The following is a 16805-nucleotide window of genomic DNA, read 5'->3' as shown; positions in this document are numbered from 1 at the left end:
CGGACAGGGTGACACAGACCAGCGCCAGTGGAAGTCCGGTGCCTCGCGACGCCGCGCCCATCACACCCATGCCGCTTCGACGCCGGCACATGACGGTAGGTTCCCGCCCGTCGGTGGACCGGAGCTACGCGGCGTCAGCGCGCATGTCGAGGTCGTAGCGGCTGTGGACCGTCCGGCTGGTCAGATCCACGACCGTGGTGCCGACGCCCTGGGCGGTCAACCCGGCGTAGGCGCCGGTGCCGTCCATGAGCACCACGGTCGTCGACAGCGTCAGCGTCGCCCCGTCGCTGGACGTCCGTCGGCCGACCGACCGGATCGTGAACGAGCTGCCGTCATCGAGGGTGTAGGTCTCGACAGCGCGCACGATCTTGGGTCCGAGCTCATCGTCGACCGACACGAACTCGTCGTGCACCGCGCCGTGTGCCCGCACCTCGTCGGCATCTGCGAGTGAGAAGGTGCCATCGGTCACTCCCGCGCCCGCCGCGTCGAGTGCGGTGATCCGCGCCTCGCGGTCGACCGACAGCGTGAGCACGATGTCGGCGGCGGCGCCGGGTGCCGCGAGCAGGAGCATGCTGAGCGCGGCCAACCCCGAGACGACGATGCGCCTCAGTGGCCCGGCCGTACCCTTCGCTGTCACCGGCGACCTCACGTTCTGCGACCGCACTTGGCTGTCACACTCGCGTCACCCATGGTCGCCGACGGGTGGCGATCTGTCCAATGCCCGGCATGAGCCGGCCGGTCCGACCCTCACCGAGCGTCCACTCCGCGACGTCGCGGTCTCCGGCGCTACCGTCTGACGGCCTTGTCAATGGTGCCAAACATAGTGCACCTTCGGTGCCATCTCAGCTTCCCGCCATCGCTGTCAACGCCTGAGCATCACAAACACTGTTGACACAATAGCGTCGCTGTGATCGACCTCGCCATGTCTGTCTGTGATCGCCACGCCGTGCTTCAGCGTCTTGTGGTGGCTTGTTCCTGCGTTGCGAAACTGCATGGGGCTATTCCACGAACGACTGGAGGACCGGCTCCGCCGGACAAAGAAATGTCAACCCTTCTGGCCCGTCCGTGCGACATGATCGCCGATCCATGTGGCGGTGAGGATTTCAATCTTCCAGGCGCGGCGGTGTCCAGTTTGCGAGCCGATCACAACCGGTACCGCCTCGCGTGGCGCAGGCGCGTATGATGTCGACGCGCTCAGACTTACTATGTACGGGTAGGATGGCCCGACGAGAGGTGTCCATGGCATCTGACAGTGCTGTCGACGTGTCGACCGAGGTTGCCCGCGTCCCGCTGAGCCGTGAGCGCGTGCTTCGCGCGGCCGTCGAGTTGGCCGATGAAAGCGGCCTCGACGCGCTCACGATGCGCGGGCTCGCCCGGCAGCTCGGGGTCGAAGCGATGTCGCTGTACCACCACGTGCCCAACAAGGAGGCGATCCTGGACGGCGTGGTCGACGTCGTACTCGACGAGATCCTCGCTGCGGTGGAGCAGGCGGACGGACCGGAACCGGGGGACGACTGGCAGACGGCGCTGCGCGTGCGCGTCCTCACCGCCCGGCAGGTGCTGCTCCGGCACAGGTGGGCGCCCCGGGTGCTCGAGACGCGCACGAAGACGATCCCGGCGATGGTGCGCTACTTCGATGGCGTGCTCGGCATCCTGAAATCCGGTGGTTTCTCATATGACGTCGCACATCACGCACTGCACGCATTGGGAAGTCGCGCGCTCGGGTTCACCCAGGAGCTCTTCGAGCCCGACGATCCCGAGGCCGCGGGCGCGGAGACCGCCGCCCTGCTCGAGGAGCACGCGGACCAGTTTCCCCACCTGCTGGCGATGCTCTCGGAGGTCGCGCACGACGAGGGCGACAGCTCGTTGGGGTGGTGTGATGACCAGATCGAGTTCGAGTTCGGTCTCGATCTGATACTGGACGGGCTCGAACACCGGCGCACGACGGGCTGAACACCTCCGTTGCGATTCGAAGGCACCCGCTCGCACGCGTCACTTCGGGCGACGATTGCTCGGTCGCCCCATTTCGTCGTTCGAGAATCGCGTCCGTGGCGCAGGACCGGCGGGGTACCGTGCATGAGGCGAGTCGGATTTCTCACACCCGTCGGACCCATGACAGATGAGATTGCGAATCTGCTTCGAGAAGTCCGTGAGTTGCTCGCCGTCGGTTCCATCTCGGCTGACGATGTTGTACACCGTGGTGAAATAAACACTTCCAGTCAGATCAGTCAGCACCAACGATGCAATTGCGAACGTCGTTGCGAGGCGAGCCTCAACGTCGCTCCGGCCGGACGTGCTCGTCCAGCAACTGGCGGCGATCTGTGGTCGGGGGACGGATCGGATCAGTCCGTCGGGGTCCGGTCTCGCAGGACGGCGGCGACGGCGTCGTCGTCGATGAGCCCGGCGTCGGCGGCACGCCGGAGCAGCAGGCGCCACCGGTCGTCCCCGCTTGCGGTGGTCGCCTGTGCCAGTTCCTCGCGTGCCCGGTCGATCTGGCCGGTCGCGATCAGCAGCATGGCGAAGGCTGACCGGTACGGGACCTCGTCGGGGTGCGCTACGACCACGGCGCCACCGAGACGCACCGCCTCGTCCTCCTCGCCCCTGCCGAGTGCCTGCTCGGCGACTTCGAGCCGATGGAACCCGACGGCCAGGCCGACCAGGCGGCGCAGCTCACGCAACGGCTCCGGGTGATCGTCGACCCGCACATCGATGACGACGTCGGTGAGCAGGTCACCAGTCGGCGCCGGCGCGACGACGCGCAGCGCCGCTGACTGCCGCCCGCGCAGATCACCGCCGGCGGCCTCGGCCGCGTCGAGGGCTGCGAGAAGCCGCTGCTCGAGCGGACCGCTGTGATCCCGGTAGGCCGCGCCCATCGCCGCCCACACCCCGGGGTCGGACGCGAGGTTCGCCTGCGCGGACCAGCCGTCTCCCGTCACGTGCCCCGCGTGCCCCATGCACCGGTCACCCGTGAACGCCGCCACCGTCCCGTGGGTGTCGACCGCGGCGAGCTGTCGCAGCGCTGACCCTTCATCGGCGTCGAGCGACGCGGCGACCGCCTCCGCGGCGCCCATGCCGTCGCGCAGCCCGTCGAGCACGCGCGGTCCGTGCGCCATCAGCACGACGCTCTGGGTGACGACCGCGCCGACTCCTGCATCGGCGAACGCCGCGAGGCGGCCGACGGCCAGCGCCTGGCTCGCGATCGCGACGCCCAGTCGCCCGGTCTCGGCGCAGCGCGCCACGATCGAGTAGGTGATCGGGCCGTCCTTCCATCCTCGACCTTGACCTGTCACGTGAGTTGTACTCGACCCGCCGACGTGGCGTCGGCGGACAGCGCTGTCGCCACCGTCCGGCGGATCGCGCGGAGCCCAAGTGGTGCGCCGGTCCGGGGCGTCGGGGCGTCGAACCACCCGCATCGAACCCGTCCGCGCTGTCCGACAACCAGTCGCGGACGGATTGCACCCTACCGGGTGCCGAAGCCTCTCCGAGGTCGAGCTGAGCTGTGCGGGGGGATGTTCGGCCGGAAACGCACACATCGGTCTCGTTCGAGCATGTCGTTGGACGATCACTCTCGGCCCTGTCAAGGACACGAGATTGACAGCGTGCCGTCCCGGCTCGCGCTGGTTGGCGGTGATGCAACAGCGGCCGAGAGTTCAGAAATCGTTCTCGTGACATTTGGTGTTGTCCGTTGTTGTCTAGGGTTGCCAGTTAGTCACCTGTGCGGAGGGACCGCGGTGAGCAATGTGCAGTCTGAGGCGTACAGCTACGGCAGGCGGTCGGGACGCAGTGTGCCCGCCGTCATCGCTGCTGCCGTAATTGCTGTGCTTGCTTGGGCCGCCCGAGACAACGAGGTCCGAGAGAACGTCTGTCAGTGGCAGGCAGTTCCCATCGTGTGCGCTTCTGAGTACAAGAATCTCGACGATGATGAGGCCCGCGAACTTGTTCACCGGTTCTTTGAACGGGCTGCCGTGGGACGAACTGATCGCGCCTCCGCAATGCTCGTAGGAGACGCCGTCGACCAGTACAACAATATGCGCGCCGACCCTGGCTGGCAGCAGTCGGCTTGGGCCGAGATATTATCATTCGCCTCAGCCGAGGATCGCAATACGTACAAGGTTGAAGTGAAGCACTACATGAAAGATGCTCGCGACAAGCAGTTTCGCGACGGTACCGATGTCAAGGTAGAGATCGCATTCTGGGATGTGAAGGCCCAGCATGGAACAGCGGGGCCAAGAATATCCGAGGTCCTGTTCGACCAAAAAGCTGACGAGTGGACCACCACCTTTCCGCGATTGGAGGTAGTAAGTGCGGCGCACACTTATCGACGACCGATCCGCGATTTACGCTTAGTCACTTCACAACGTGCCGAAGATATCACTGTTGGGGGCAGCCTTACCGCCATTTGTTCTTACGAGGATCACAATCGATCAGCGTCCTGGATCAGAATTGCTCAAGGATGGATGCCGAGATCTAGCTTTGACTTGGGCGACGCGCAGCTCCACAGCTGTGCGGAAGGACACTCCGATCGACCCGTTGGCGACAACCTAACTTGACGGGTCTTGTATCCACTAGGCCTGATCAATTCAGTAGCAGGTTCCTATTCCGTCAACCCCTCGGAAATGAGTCTCCCGGCTGCCGTTGGCCGCCCGTTTCCGGCAAGGTGGGGCGGAATTGGATGGAATCCATTAGTGTTGAGTAGGGTCCAGTCCATGCTCGGCCGTCATATCGGCGTCCCGGATGCCGGAACCCCGTACCGTGGCCGGCGGTTGTGACGTTCGCATGGCGTCACGGTTCGATGTTGAGCCAGCAGCGCCGGTGTGGGTCGCTAGTCGGAATGCCGTTTTGGCGGTCTGTCTCGGCGGCGAGCGCGAGCAGTCGGTCGGAGCTGTGGCCCTCCTCGTACATGCTCCAGTTGCCGTCGACCAGTCGCTCGAGGATGCGTTGACGGCTGGGATGTTGAATGACCCGCCAGGTCCCGCTGCTTGCCAGCCAAGTCTTGGGCGCGGTCTGTGACAGGTGGCTGTGGTAGGCCCCCCGGCTGTTCGTCGCTCAGACCGACTTTCGACAGCGCATCGTCGGCCTGTCGTGACGGTCACGGTCCGGCTGCGGCGAGGCAGCCACCGTGGCGGCGGATTCTATGGCGACCCCGCTCACGTCGACATCGACGGCGATGACCGATGACGCGGCTATGACATAGCTGCGAACCGTTGCATCCTCAGCAAGATGCGGCCGGCGGCGTACGCGATCGACGAACCATTCGAGGAGGCCGTCCCACTCGTCTGGCGAGCCGGGAGCTTGAAGCGTCCAGCCGGTCTCGGCAAGTGTTCGATCGCCTTTGGTATCGTTGCGCCACCAGGACACGCAAGCGAGGTTGTCCTCGGCGTTCGTACCCGAGCGTGCCCGCGGGGTCAGGTGATCGACCGTTGGCCACAGGTCCCACCACACCGGCGCGTTTGCGCGGTACGCCCAGGGTCCATCTGGGTGGGCATCGATCGCGCCGGGCAGCTCAAGCGACAGCACGCGGATCGCTCCTGGGTAGACCAGCCGTCAGCGTTCTGGACTGAGCCGGTCGATGAAGCCGTCCCGATGGCAAACCGCGGTCCGTTGTGAAGGGCTGAGACTTCTCACTCGGGCAGGGCGAGGCGATGTAGACGGCCGCTCGCATTCTGCTACCGCGAACTCAAGGGAGGTCGCGGGTGCTGGATCGAGTCGGCTGCGGGCGAGCGTCGTGACATTCGTCTTCGAGAAGGTCCCGGAGCATGACGACAATGTCCGCTGCCCCCATCCGTCGATGGATATCTCTGCTGCCCACGCGCTCTGCCCCTCTCGTCATGCGCCTTCAAGTCCGCCGCCGGAATGCTACCGATTCGACGGACCCCTGATCATGCGGAGGGCTGGCCCACACCTCCGCTACGTGCCGAGTACCCGGTTTACACAGCGGATCTTCCAGCCGTGCCAAGCCGGCCGCGGCAGTCGCGCCCTGCTCGGGCTCACGCCATTCCGGAGCGGGTGGTCGGGTGAGTCGTGAACGGCCTCCGGCTGGCGGGCTCACCGGCGCATTGCCAATGGAGGTAGGTTAACGATCACCTTCTTAACTGTGCCGTCTTCGCTGCAAAAGGTTCGCTCGGTCCCGCCCCCGACAAAGGTCACCTCGATAGGGAAGCTGCAGGATTCCTCGTCGACGAACTCATCGACGAACTCAAACGATTCCGTCGTCGGTGGCACAGCGGTAGCCGGCACAGCGACAGCCATCATCGCCAGTACGACCGAGGCAAGGAACTAACACGCGAATGCTCATCGCGGATCTGAGCGACGACGGCACGGCGACCAACCCGGAGACCGGCGCATCGGTATCAGGTCACGATGCTTGGACTGTGGTCATCGACTTCGAGAACGGTGAGCCGACGACCGAGAGCTTCTTCGGATTGGTGTTCCATTTCAACGCGCCGGGTGCTGGGATTGTGCTGATTGACGCCGGCCGAGTCGTCTTTGACGCGTCGACCGGCGAGGTGATCGTCGTGAGCGGTCCACATCAGGAGTTGGAGGGCGACCTCTCGGCTTTGTGCGCAGCGCTCGGTTGACGCTGCTCTGGCCGCCGCTTCTACCGGCCCTGACACTACGCGCGGCCAGGGTTGAGCGGGCCGTCGGGGTCGGGAATCGGGAGGCGGTCTTACGGTTCGGTCCCATCGACATCCGATATGTGGTTGGCACGAGCCCGCTCGGAGCCCGTCGAGTCGCTCCTCAGTCTTCCGAAGCGAGGGCATCTCGGTTATGTTGCCCGGCGTCAACGTGACCGGCGGATCCGAGATGCACGTGCGTACAGCGGGGCCCAGCGACGCGGCGGCGATGGGTGCGCTGGTCGTGCGCGCCTGGCAGGCGGCGTACCGCGGGCTGATGCCCGACGACTACGTCGACGGCCTGAAGGTATGCTCTTGAACGGCTGGGCAGTGTTCGGTGTGGATGCCTGGTGCGGGTGCTGGTGTCAATGGGGGCCGTTCAGAGGGCAGGGTTTGTGCTGTCCCGCGTCAAGAAGTTCGTTATGCATGCGCTTCATTCGAGGATAGGAACGTTCTCAGACGTTCAAGACTTTCGCTCCACCCTTGCTCGTGAAGTGCCGTTCGCGCCTCGGTGGCGAACACGCCCTGATCCAGGGTGAGTCGGGTCGATCCACCGAGGTCCGTCAGCGAGATGTTCACCGCTGTTTCGACATCCTGCGGATCGGGCGGCTCCCAGCGGAAGGTGTACACGAGCTGAGAGGGGGCGTGCATCTCGCGGAACTCGCCGTGGAGATGAAACATCTCGCCTTCCGGAGGTTGCATCGCGAACCGGTACCTCCCGCCGACCTTCAGATCGAGTTCGATAACCGAGGTCGTGAACCCGTGAGGACCCCACCACCGAGCCACCTCGTCGGCATCAGTCAACGCGTCGAACACCCGTGATGGCCGGGCGTCCACCACGCTCTCCAGGTGCAGGGTCAGTTCATCCGGCTGGGAGGCCATCGAGGATCCTTCCGTACGCAGCTGGCACCGGAGGCGCCCCGACATGAAGTTGTCGGTCTGCCTGCTCTTGGCCGCGTCCATCACGACACGGACATCGTCCACACCGCCGTGCAGGGACGGCAGCCGGTGCGTCGGCACATGATCCGGGCGGGTGACCAGCCCGATTGTCGGGCACCGCGAAGCACGCTCAAACGCCGCGAGCATGTCCTGCGCTCGAGCGCCACCATCACACAAGTGTGCGATGGCCCCGACCGGTGGGACGTGACGGCCTGGTCGGTCGCGTCGGTTCCGCGCAACGGTCGCCGCCTCGTCGTCTGCCATCAGCCGACAATAGGAGGCGATGTCGGCGTTGAGGACGACCGCCCGGCGTCGGTGCACGCCAGGCTCACGAATCGGCGCAGTGACAGCAGTCATGACCAGAAAATCCCGTGCGCTCGCAACGTCGTCCCGGGAGCGACACGGCGTCCAGCATCCGCGGCACAGCACCCGCATGTGATCCATCGCGGTGTCGCGTCTCCGCTCGCGACGCCGCCTATGCTGCCGACGGCTGCGGCATCAGGCCCAGCTGGGTGAGCAGCGAGACCTGGTCGTAGTACAGGTCCCCACCAACCACGTGCCCCTGGGTGTCGAAGTGCCACATCTCGCACAGCGCCAGTGCGAACTGTTTACCGGTGGCGGGGAACGGGCCCAACTGGCCATCGTGGGTGCCGACGACGGTGAACGTGCACAGCACCGTCGCTCCAGCGTCGACGTAGTGGGGGTCGGTGATGCGGATGTCGCCGGAGGACAGCACCCATCCGGCGAGGAAGTCGTCCTTGAACTCCCGGGGCGTTGTGAACGTTCGGCCCTGGGCGTGGTCCGTCCAGACGATGGTATCGGCGTAGCGCGCGGTCATGGCTGCGAAATTCCGATCGTTGAAGGCGTCGTGGCCGGCGCGATGGGTCTCGACGTTGCTCGCGTTCATGACTTCTCCTCCGCGGTCGTGACGGTCGAGGACGAGCAGTGTGGCGACCGCTGATTGCGCGGACCGTTCCCGCGCCTTTCGTCGAGCTTTCCGTATGCTTGCTGTCACGTACGGACGGCGAGGACCGTTGATCCGGGGCCCCGATGGGTGAGTGGACCAAGGCCAGGATCCAGCTCTGCGGGCGGTACGTGGCCGACATCGACGGCTCCCGCGTCGAACAGGCCCTGCCCGGCCGCAAGGGGCGCATCCTGTTCGCGTACCTGGCCCTGAAGCGGGGCCGTCCATCGCCTCGCGACGAGCTGCTCGTGGCCGGCTGGGGCGACGACCATCCCGCCGAAGCGGCAAGCGCGCTGAACGTGGCGCTGTCCAAGCTCCGCCGCAGCCTGGGCGCCGACCGGCTCCACGGACGGGCAGAGATCGAGCTGCGGCTGCCGCCGGCGACCTTCGTCGACGCCGAGGCAGCCCTGGAAGGCGCGCACCGCGCGGAGTCCTACATCGCCGAAGGACAATGGGCGCAGGCATGGGGTCCGGCAGGAATCGCCTACCACGTCGCCACCAGGCCGTTCCTCATGGGGCTCGAAGCGCCATGGATCGACGCATGGCGACGCCGGTTGGAAGAGGTCCGACTGCGTGGGCTCGAGTGTTTCGCCGCCGCCAGCCTGGGTCTCGGCGGCCCCGCGCTCGCGCAGGCAGAGGAACGCGCCAGGATGCTGACCGAACTCGCGCCCTACCGCGAAAGTGGGCACTGCCTGCTCATGGAAGCGCTGGAACGTCGCGGCAACGTCGCTGAGGCGCTCCGCGCCTACGAGCGGCTACGGGTCCTGCTCCGAGACGAGCTCGGAATCGCGCCCAGCCCCGTCGTGCAGACCGTTCACAGACGGCTGCTGCGCACCGCCGACTAGAGCTGCTCGGCCTGCGCGAGGATGTCTTCGCGGGTGACGCTGCGGACCAGCTCCGGGTGCAACACACCCATGTGACCCTGCGCATTCCTCCAGAACTCGTCGTCGTCCTCACCCTCGATGACATACCCGCACATGCAGGTCATTCTCAGCGCCATCGCGACCTCCAGACCTCGAGGAGATCCTCACGCAGGGCCGTCAACAAAGGCAAGCCCGCCAACGAACGTCGTGACCTGACAGGTGAGCCGCCGAACAACGCGGCCACGCCGACTGCGGATGTCCACGCCGTACACGACGCCTGGTGCGTGGTAGGTAAGCCGAACAACCGACCCTGCTGGGTGGACGTGCCGCTGCGGGTCGTGCGGCTCACCGTGCCGTTCGACGAGATCGAGCGCCGCTCTCCGACGACGTCACGACGGGGCGTGTCGGCGTGACGTCGTCAACGCGAGGTGATGGCTCGCCGACGACATCGCCTCCGACATCGGCGATCTGGTCGTCGCGAACGACCGGCCGATCGGTGCCTCACATGCCCTCCGCCGCCATGGTGCCCGGGTCTTGCGGTGCACGGCCGAGCCAGGCCAGCACCACACCGGCGATGCTCTCGATCACCCAGTAGATCGCGTAGCCGATGACGGCGAGCACGGTCGGGGGTAGCAGCCACGGCACCGTGAGACCGGCGATCAGTCCCGCGCCGTACTGGCGTCCCCACAGGCCGGCGAACAGCGCCGGCGCGACCGCCGCGGCCACGGTGACCCAGCCGATCTCGCCGAACAGCAGCGTGTACAGGAACGTCGACAGCCCGATCAGTGCGGCGACCAGCCAGGCCACGACCGAGACCCGCCGCAGTCCGCCGGCTGCGTAGCGCGTGCGCAGCGCCACGGCCGCCCACATGATCCACCGCTTGAGCCAGCGGACGCCGACCTCGTCGAGCATGAAGCGCATGTACCGGTCGGCGTACTGATCGGTCATGCCGTCCAGCCCGCACGTCCGGGAGACCGGGATGAGCCAGTCGTGGATGATGACGGCCGGCGTGTGCTCGCCGTAGCTACCGAGGAACCAGCGCGTCGGGCCGGGAACGGACCCGAGGTCGGTCAGGAACCGCTCTGGCGGATCGAGCGTTCTGATCCTGGCGATGGTCGCGTCGGGCACACGACCCTCCAGGCCGGTGTGACCCCGGAAGTCGATGCGTGAGCGCAGCTCGAAGAAGCGGCGGTCGACCTGCGCGAGCCGGATCGGCCCGCCGGACTGCCCGTCGATGTCGAAGCCGTGGCGCCACTGTGGCCCGTCGCGCGTGGTGTCGGTCATGGCCGCAGGGTAGTGGCACCCTTGGGCCGTGGGAACCCGAGCCGGACGCCTGATGCTGCTCGACGCGCCGTCGCTGTACTTCCGCGCGTTCTTCGGTGTGCCGCCGCGCACCGCGGCGGACGGCACACCGGTCAACGCCGTGTCCGGCTTGCTGGACTTCATCGCACACCTCGTACGCGTACGGCGGCCCACCCATCTGGTCGCGTGCATGGACGCCGACTGGCGTCCGGCATGGCGCGTCGCTGCGGTCCCGACATACAAGACCCATCGTGTGGCCGAGAGCGACACCGAGGGCGTGCCCGACCCGCTCAGCGTCCAGGTCCCGCTGATCGAGCAGGTGCTGGACGCGTTCGGCATCGCCCGGCTCGGCGTCGACGGGTACGAGGCGGACGACGTGATCGGCACCCTCGCGGCGCGCGCCACCCGTCCCGTCGACGTGGTCACGGGCGATCGCGATCTGTTCCAGACCGTGGACGACGCCCGCGACGTTCGGGTCCTCTACATCGCCCGCGGCGTGGGGCGGCACGAGGTCATCGACGAGTCGGCGATCACCGGGCGCTACCACATCCCCGGCCGAGCCTACGCCGACTACGCCCTGCTCCGGGGCGACCCGAGCGACGGGCTGCCCGGTGCCGTGGGCATCGGCGAGAAGACCGCGGCGACGCTGATGACCACGTACGGCACGGTGGACGCCGTGCTCGCGGCCGCGGCCGACCGGTCGTCGGACATGACCGCGTCGGTCCGGCGCAAGGTGCTCGCCTCGTACGACTACCTTGTCGCGGCACGCTCGGTGGTGCGTGTGGCGACCGACCTCGACACGGGCGTGGTCAACGACGCGTTGCCCGACACACCGGCTGATCCGGCGGGCCTCCTGGCGCTGGCTGATCGTCTGGCCCTCGACGCGTCCTGCAACCGGCTGCTCGCCGCACTCGACCGGGTGGCCGCAGGCGCGGGCGAGGGTGGAGGGCCGTGAGACCGCCGACCGACCGCGACCTGATCGCTCGCGGAACGCAACGCGGCCGTCTGCTCGCGCGCGGGTTCCGACGGCAGTGCCCCCGCTGCGGCCACGGCGACCTGTTCCCCAGCCTGCTCACCATCCATGATCCGTGCCCCCGCTGCGGGCTGGTCTTCGAACGGGAGGAGGGGTACTGGCTGGGCGCGATGATCGTGGCGTTCGCGGTCATCGAGGGCGCGTTCGGCCTGGGGTTCGTGGCGACGATGGTCATCACGTGGCCGGACGTGCCGTGGACGCCGCTGCTGGTGATCGGACTGGTGGCCACCGCGGTGCTGCCGATCCTGATCTCACCGTGGACGCGCACCATCTGGATGGCGTTGGACCGCGCGTTCATGCCCGCCCCCGACCAGCCGGAGCCGCCACCGACGCCCACCGTTGCGCCGGGCGACGAGCGCGGCTGAGCCGTTCAGCGCCGACGCCCCCGTCGGTCGTCGCGTTCGCTGTCACCACGGGCCACGGCCGCCGTTGCCTGGACTGCACACCGGACGCCGGCCGGGGCTGTCAGGGAACGGCACGATCGCGCGCACCAGGTCGCCGTCGCGATGGAGGATCGTGCCGATCGGGAACTGCTCCGCGACGTGCAGCATCTCCGCCGTCATCTGCGCCGCCAGCGCCACGAGCAGGTGCTCGTCACGTGGTCCGTGACGCGCGGCTGACTCCTGGATGTGGGCCAGCACCACGTCGGGGCACACATCGAGCTCGGCCACCTCGACGATGCAGGCGTCGGCGTGGCTGTCCAGACCGACGAACTGGCGCGACCGGTTGCGGAAGACGCCGACATCGCCCACGTCGGTCGCTGCGACCGGCAGCACGGCCAGTTCACCGTCGAGTGGCGCACCCTCCGTGGCGGCCCTGGCGGATCCGGTGATCGGTGTCATCAGGACGTGCATCGACGTATCCTCCCGCATCGAATGTGTGTTCGATACAGGAGGATAATTGGGCCGGGAAGGTCTGCGGGCCGCTGTCCACAGGCCTCGCTCGTCAGTTGCGTCCGGGGACTTTGACGTCGATCCACACCAGGCGATGGTCCGAGCTGAGAGGGACCCCGGCGTCAGGGTCATCGTCGCCGACCAGGCGGAACAACGGATCGTCCTCCGTCGGCCAGAACACGCCGCTGTCGCGGATGGTCAGCTGCCGGCTCGGCAGCACGTAGTCGACGCGCAGGTTGCCCGCTCCGAACGGCGGGGCGTCGCTGAAGTCGGCCGTGTCGTTGGCGGGGTCGCCCTCGTGATCGACGTTCACGCCACCGTCCTCGATCGAGTCCGTCGCGGCACCCGCGCTCGAGGGCACGATCCGGTCGTTGACCCGCGGGCTGTCGAGCAGTTGGTTCGCGGCGCCGTCCACGCTGTCACCGTCGAACGGATCGGCGTTGTAGTCGCCGACGATGACGAATGGCTCGCCGGGGTCCAGACCGCCGGTCTCCCCGTCGTCGTCGTAGATGTAGCCGCCGCGGCCCGGGTGGACGTAGTCCGCCCAGAACCGGATCTCGTCGTGGTTGCGCAGCCCGTTCTGATCGATGACCGGATCGTCGAACACCGGCGGCGTCGGGTGGGCGGCCAGCATGTGCACCGTCGAGCGTCCGACCTCGATCGGCACGTCCCAGTGGCTCTTGGAGCTCAGGCGGAACACGTCGAGCTCGGCGTCGGTGTAGTAGTCGCCAGGCTCCTCAGGCGTGTCGGGGTCGTCCGGCAGCAACGCGCCGGGCATGTCACGCCACAGGAACGTCTGGAACGTGCGCACCTCGTCGGTCGCGATCGGGTACCGCGACAGCACCAGCATCCCGAACTGGCCGGGGAAGAACCCGAAGCCGAATGCGTCGCCGGGCAGGGCGAACACACCATTCTCGTCGAAGTCGACCTCGGTGTCGGGCAGGACGCCGGTGTTGGACTCGTCGATGAACGCGTACGGGTAGGTGATGGGCTCCGCCCCGTCCTGTGCGACCTCCAGGTAGTTGTCACGGAACAGGTCGACGGCCGAGGGGTCGTAGTCGAACTCGTTGATGAGCAGCACGTCGGGACGGACACGCTGGATGATCTCGGCGATGCGTTGCGCCTGCGGATCGTCGGGCGTCGACAGATCGTCGGCCAGATCGCCCTGGTTGAACCGGTTGAGCGACGCGTTGAAGGTCGCGGCGCGCAGCGTCTGCCGTCCGGGCGCATCGTCGCGCCCGGGACCGGCGGCGGCCGGAGCGGCCACCGCCAACGCCATGACCACCGCCAGTGTGGTCGCGAGTGCACGCTGCAGTCGACTGCTGCTCATCTGCCGCCCTTTCTACGCGTTGCGGCACGTGCATGAAACAGCATGAACAGGGCAGGCGCCACTCACGCCGTCGAATGGCCATCGTGCGACAGTCGCCCGTTGAGTACGCTCCAGCCAGTCTGAGCGAAGGTGAGACGATGACAGATGTAGATCGGCGCACGTTCCTGCGGCAGGGCGCTGCCGTCACCGGAGCCGGCCTGATGGCCGGACCGTTCCAGGGATTCTTCGCCTCGGCGGCTCGCGCCGCACCGGGCGAAAGCCGCCAGTTGGGCTACGGTCCGCTGACACCGGTCGCCGATCTGCGCGACGGCGTGGAGCGCCTGCTGCTGCCCGAGGGCTTCAGCTACCGCTCGTTCGACCCGACCGGCGACACCCTCACCGATGGCACGGTGATTCCCGGTCGCCACGACGGCATGGCCGCGTTCGGCGATGACGTGCGTCCGGTGCAGCGGGGTCACCAGCGCGGTCGGTCGGTGCTCGTGCGCAACCACGAGGTCAACGGTCCCGTCGGTGCGTTCGGTGATCCGTCGACCGCCTACGATCCTGCGGCGGGTGGCGGCACGACGACCGTCTTCGTCGACGGCCGCGGCAACGTCGAGCGCAGCTTCGTCAGCCTCAACGGCACGCAGATGAACTGCTCGGGCGGCCCGATGCCGTGGGGCAGTTGGGTCACGTGCGAAGAGACCGTCAACGGGCCCGACGTCGGCAACGACTTCACCGGGCAGGACAACTCGCTGCTCACCCAGAAGCACGGCTACCTGTTCGAGGTGCCGGCCGGTGAGCGCGGGCACCGCGAGCCGATCCGCAACGCGGGCCGGTTCGCCCACGAGGCCGCGGAGTACGACCGCCGGACCAACGCGGTGTACGAGACCGAGGACAACTTCAACTTCCCGTCCGGCTTCTACCGCTACCTGCCACCGACCGACCCGATGAAGCGGGGGCGCCTCGACGACGGCGGGCGGTTGCAGATGCTGGCCGTCGCCGGGCAGCCGAACCTCGACCTGTCCGGTGTGACCGCTCCGGCCCCGGAGGTGGGGTCGAGCTACCCGGTCGAATGGGTTGACATCGACGATCCCGATCCCGATGTGGACGGGTTCACGAACGACGAGGCGATCGTCGCGGTCGGCGACCAGGGCCGCGCACGTGGTGGTGCGATCTTTTCGAGGCTCGAGGGTGCGGCCATGGCCGGCCCGGTCGTGTACTTCACGTCGACCCAGGGTGGCGAGACACCACCGGGTGACGAGGATCCGTCGGGGTTCGGAGCCGGACGCGGACAGATCTGGGCGTACCACACGACGCGTGAGCAGCTCTACCTGCTGTACGAATCGCCTTCCCGGGACGTGCTCGACTTCCCCGACAACATCGCGACCAGCAGGACCGGCACCCTCGTGATCTGTGAGGACGGTGACGAAGGCAACTTCCTGCGCGGGCTGACACGGCAGGGTCAGATCTTCGACTTCGCCAAGAACAACATCGCCGGCCGGACCGACGACGAGTTCGCCGGCGCGACGTTCAGTCCCGACCATGAGACCCTGTTCTGCAACATCCAGGCGAGCAGCGGGCTGACGTTCGCCATCTGGGGTCCCTGGGGAGGCGGTGGCTTCTAGCGCCTTTCCGCGGAGACAGGGTCCGCGCCCGCCACGACACGCGCAGCGACATCGCCGTGTGGTGGCGGGAACGGCGCCCACCTGGTACCACCCGATGTCGGGCGACCCTTGTGGAATGCCTGCCGCGCCGGCCGCGTTGGGACGTGGGTCGCCGATCGTGTTACGTCCCGGCGACCAAGTGCTCATCGAGATGTAACCCGCAGCCGCCCGTGCGGTGCTAGCTGTGGTTCCGGGAGCACGACCCCCTCCGGTGAGAACCCACCGGAGCCGACCGCCAGCCACCCGTTGACGCGAACCCGCGCGCGGGCGTGCTGGACTGCACGAGAGACAAGGAGGAGCCGATGACGGACGTCCTGACCGGACGCAAGACCATCGCGCTCGTCGCACACGACAACTGCAAGACCGACCTCGTCGAGTGGGCGGAGTACAACCGCCACGCACTCGCCGACCACCACCTGGTCGCGACCGGCACGACCGGCAACATCCTCGAGCACGAACTGGGCCTTCCGGTCGAGCGGCTGCAGAGCGGACCGCTCGGCGGTGACATGCAGATCGGCGCCCGGATCTCCGAGGGCGAGATCGACGCCATGGTCTTCTTCTGGGATCCCCTCGAGGCCCAGCCGCACGATCCCGACGTCAAAGCGCTGCTGCGCATCGGCGTGGTGTGGAACATCCCGGTGGCCTGCAACCGGGCGTCGGCCGACTTCCTCGTGTCGTCGCCGTTGCTGGCGAGCGAGTACGCGCGGCGCGTGCCCGACTACGCCGGGCACAACGAGCGCCTGCAGTTGGTGGGTTGACATGGCCGCGACGATGTCCCACGTCCTCGTCGCGCTGGACGGCTCGGCCCGCGACCGCGAGGTCGTCGACGTCGCCGCGCGCGTCGCGACGACCACCGGCGTGTCGCTCGCGTTGGTCCTTCCCCACACGCCGAAGGTGACGGCGCGCCTCGCCGACTTCGCCGCCGGCGAGGAGATCACGCCTGCAGATGCGGCCGAGGCGTACGTCGACCTGCTCGCCGAACCGGTGCGCGACGCGGGCGTCCCGACAGCCGCCATCACGGTGCCGGCCGACGACGCGGCGTCGGCACTCAGCGCCTACGCCGACCGGCACCACTCGGCCGTGATCCTCGCGGCCGCAGGCACGCGTCCTGCGCTTCGCCGCTCGCTCGCCGAGCGTCTCGCGCGGATCTCGTCGACGCCGCTGATCGTCGTGCCCGCGCAGTTCGACGGATCCGCCACCGCCGCGGCCTGATCTCCGATC

Annotated in this window: 19 protein-coding genes; 10 read left to right on the top strand and 9 right to left on the bottom strand. The window is 67.5% G+C overall.

The features are described from left to right. Nucleotides 1-124: 124 nt before the first annotated feature. The gene (locus tag VFZ70_00405; protein ID HEX6254246.1) at nt 125-637 is read right to left on the bottom strand and encodes a hypothetical protein; all 513 of its coding nucleotides are present in this window, start codon (nt 635-637) and stop codon (nt 125-127) included. 602 nt (nt 638-1239) lie between these two features. Between VFZ70_00405 and VFZ70_00400 the strand changes: the two genes are divergently transcribed. After that, complete coding sequence (locus tag VFZ70_00400; protein ID HEX6254245.1) at nt 1240-1953, top strand: TetR/AcrR family transcriptional regulator C-terminal domain-containing protein; 714 nt, start codon at nt 1240-1242, stop codon at nt 1951-1953. Nucleotides 1954-2342: 389 nt separating this feature from the next. Here the strand turns inward: VFZ70_00400 and VFZ70_00395 are convergent, their stop codons facing one another. After that, nucleotides 2343-3290, bottom strand: a complete 948-nt coding sequence (locus tag VFZ70_00395) for a DUF1028 domain-containing protein (GenBank protein ID HEX6254244.1) — start codon at nt 3288-3290, stop codon at nt 2343-2345. A 441-nt stretch (nt 3291-3731) separates the two neighbouring features. On the opposite strand from VFZ70_00395, the gene VFZ70_00390 reads away from it, so the two are divergent. Continuing rightward, complete coding sequence (locus VFZ70_00390) at nt 3732-4550, top strand: hypothetical protein (GenBank protein ID HEX6254243.1); 819 nt, start codon at nt 3732-3734, stop codon at nt 4548-4550. A gap of 496 nt (nt 4551-5046) precedes the next feature. Here VFZ70_00390 and VFZ70_00385 read toward each other — a convergent pair whose 3' ends face one another. Further along, entirely contained in the window at nt 5047-5517 is a 471-nt protein-coding gene (locus VFZ70_00385) for a hypothetical protein (protein ID HEX6254242.1), read from the bottom strand. Nucleotides 5518-6287: 770 nt separating this feature from the next. Here VFZ70_00385 and VFZ70_00380 point away from each other — a divergent pair. Continuing rightward, on the top strand, nt 6288-6578 hold the full coding sequence (locus tag VFZ70_00380) for a hypothetical protein (protein ID HEX6254241.1): 291 nt from the start codon (nt 6288-6290) through the stop codon (nt 6576-6578). A 226-nt stretch (nt 6579-6804) separates the two neighbouring features. Further along, nucleotides 6805-6933, top strand: coding sequence for a hypothetical protein (locus tag VFZ70_00375; protein HEX6254240.1), 129 nt, complete (start codon nt 6805-6807; stop codon nt 6931-6933). Between the two features lie 101 nt (nt 6934-7034). On the opposite strand, the gene VFZ70_00370 is transcribed toward VFZ70_00375, so the two are convergent. Continuing rightward, nucleotides 7035-7700, bottom strand: coding sequence for an SRPBCC domain-containing protein (locus VFZ70_00370; GenBank protein HEX6254239.1), 666 nt, complete (start codon nt 7698-7700; stop codon nt 7035-7037). A 328-nt stretch (nt 7701-8028) separates the two neighbouring features. Then, nucleotides 8029-8460, bottom strand: coding sequence for a nuclear transport factor 2 family protein (locus tag VFZ70_00365; protein HEX6254238.1), 432 nt, complete (start codon nt 8458-8460; stop codon nt 8029-8031). 143 nt (nt 8461-8603) lie between these two features. On the opposite strand from VFZ70_00365, the gene VFZ70_00360 reads away from it, so the two are divergent. After that, nucleotides 8604-9362 carry a BTAD domain-containing putative transcriptional regulator gene (locus VFZ70_00360; GenBank protein ID HEX6254237.1) on the top strand — a complete coding sequence of 253 codons (759 nt, stop codon included), beginning with the start codon at nt 8604-8606 and terminating at the stop codon, nt 9360-9362. On the opposite strand, the gene VFZ70_00355 is transcribed toward VFZ70_00360, so the two are convergent. Further along, nucleotides 9359-9517: a hypothetical protein gene (locus tag VFZ70_00355; protein ID HEX6254236.1), complete on the bottom strand. Its 159-nt coding sequence runs from the start codon at nt 9515-9517 to the stop codon at nt 9359-9361. The two genes, VFZ70_00360 and VFZ70_00355, sit on opposite strands and share 4 nt — an antisense overlap. 364 nt (nt 9518-9881) lie before the next feature. Further along, on the bottom strand, nt 9882-10664 hold the full coding sequence (locus tag VFZ70_00350; GenBank protein HEX6254235.1) for a DUF1353 domain-containing protein: 783 nt from the start codon (nt 10662-10664) through the stop codon (nt 9882-9884). A gap of 52 nt (nt 10665-10716) precedes the next feature. Between VFZ70_00350 and VFZ70_00345 the strand changes: the two genes are divergently transcribed. Both VFZ70_00345 and VFZ70_00340 read left to right on the top strand, forming a co-directional pair. Next, nucleotides 10717-11637, top strand: coding sequence for a 5'-3' exonuclease (locus tag VFZ70_00345; protein ID HEX6254234.1), 921 nt, complete (start codon nt 10717-10719; stop codon nt 11635-11637). Then, nucleotides 11634-12080, top strand: a complete 447-nt coding sequence (locus VFZ70_00340; GenBank protein ID HEX6254233.1) for a DUF983 domain-containing protein — start codon at nt 11634-11636, stop codon at nt 12078-12080. The genes VFZ70_00345 and VFZ70_00340 overlap by 4 nt, the downstream gene beginning before the upstream one ends. Nucleotides 12081-12122: 42 nt before the next feature. Here VFZ70_00340 and VFZ70_00335 read toward each other — a convergent pair whose 3' ends face one another. Together VFZ70_00335 and VFZ70_00330 are read right to left on the bottom strand one after the other, a co-directional pair. Continuing rightward, complete coding sequence (locus tag VFZ70_00335; GenBank protein HEX6254232.1) at nt 12123-12569, bottom strand: hypothetical protein; 447 nt, start codon at nt 12567-12569, stop codon at nt 12123-12125. 91 nt (nt 12570-12660) lie between these two features. Continuing rightward, complete coding sequence (locus VFZ70_00330; protein ID HEX6254231.1) at nt 12661-13938, bottom strand: endonuclease/exonuclease/phosphatase family protein; 1278 nt, start codon at nt 13936-13938, stop codon at nt 12661-12663. Between the two features lie 137 nt (nt 13939-14075). On the opposite strand from VFZ70_00330, the gene VFZ70_00325 reads away from it, so the two are divergent. The 3 genes from VFZ70_00325 (at nt 14076) to VFZ70_00315 (ending at nt 16796) form a co-directional block, all read left to right on the top strand. Continuing rightward, complete coding sequence (locus VFZ70_00325) at nt 14076-15545, top strand: alkaline phosphatase PhoX (protein ID HEX6254230.1); 1470 nt, start codon at nt 14076-14078, stop codon at nt 15543-15545. 341 nt (nt 15546-15886) lie between these two features. Next, a complete protein-coding gene (locus VFZ70_00320) occupies nt 15887-16342 on the top strand; it encodes a methylglyoxal synthase (GenBank protein ID HEX6254229.1) in 456 nt (151 codons plus the stop codon). A gap of 1 nt (nt 16343) precedes the next feature. Continuing rightward, a complete protein-coding gene (locus tag VFZ70_00315; GenBank protein HEX6254228.1) occupies nt 16344-16796 on the top strand; it encodes a universal stress protein in 453 nt (150 codons plus the stop codon). Nucleotides 16797-16805: the final 9 nt, after the last annotated feature.

The organism is Euzebyales bacterium (genome assembly GCA_036374135.1).
In the GTDB taxonomy this organism is placed as follows: Bacteria; Actinomycetota; Nitriliruptoria; order Euzebyales; family JAHELV01; genus JAHELV01.
The sequence above is the reverse complement of the archived record's forward strand: the minus strand, read 5'-3'. Positions and strand labels throughout refer to the sequence as shown.

Bases quoted from the DNA above. Each gene is read 5' to 3' on its own strand.
- VFZ70_00400 (HEX6254245.1), top strand. From the start codon at position 1,240: ATGGCATCTGACAGTGCTGTCGACGTGTCGACCGAGGTTGCCCGCGTC.
- VFZ70_00380 (HEX6254241.1), top strand. From the start codon at position 6,288: ATGCTCATCGCGGATCTGAGCGACGACGGCACGGCGACCAACCCGGAG.
- VFZ70_00375 (HEX6254240.1), top strand. From the start codon at position 6,805: ATGCACGTGCGTACAGCGGGGCCCAGCGACGCGGCGGCGATGGGTGCG.
- VFZ70_00370 (HEX6254239.1), bottom strand. From the start codon at position 7,700: ATGCTCGCGGCGTTTGAGCGTGCTTCGCGGTGCCCGACAATCGGGCTG.
- VFZ70_00365 (HEX6254238.1), bottom strand. From the start codon at position 8,460: ATGAACGCGAGCAACGTCGAGACCCATCGCGCCGGCCACGACGCCTTC.
- VFZ70_00360 (HEX6254237.1), top strand. From the start codon at position 8,604: ATGGGTGAGTGGACCAAGGCCAGGATCCAGCTCTGCGGGCGGTACGTG.
- VFZ70_00355 (HEX6254236.1), bottom strand. From the start codon at position 9,517: ATGGCGCTGAGAATGACCTGCATGTGCGGGTATGTCATCGAGGGTGAG.
- VFZ70_00350 (HEX6254235.1), bottom strand. From the start codon at position 10,664: ATGACCGACACCACGCGCGACGGGCCACAGTGGCGCCACGGCTTCGAC.
- VFZ70_00345 (HEX6254234.1), top strand. From the start codon at position 10,717: ATGCTGCTCGACGCGCCGTCGCTGTACTTCCGCGCGTTCTTCGGTGTG.
- VFZ70_00335 (HEX6254232.1), bottom strand. From the start codon at position 12,569: ATGCACGTCCTGATGACACCGATCACCGGATCCGCCAGGGCCGCCACG.
- VFZ70_00330 (HEX6254231.1), bottom strand. From the start codon at position 13,938: ATGAGCAGCAGTCGACTGCAGCGTGCACTCGCGACCACACTGGCGGTG.
- VFZ70_00325 (HEX6254230.1), top strand. From the start codon at position 14,076: ATGACAGATGTAGATCGGCGCACGTTCCTGCGGCAGGGCGCTGCCGTC.
- VFZ70_00320 (HEX6254229.1), top strand. From the start codon at position 15,887: ATGACGGACGTCCTGACCGGACGCAAGACCATCGCGCTCGTCGCACAC.
- VFZ70_00315 (HEX6254228.1), top strand. From the start codon at position 16,344: ATGGCCGCGACGATGTCCCACGTCCTCGTCGCGCTGGACGGCTCGGCC.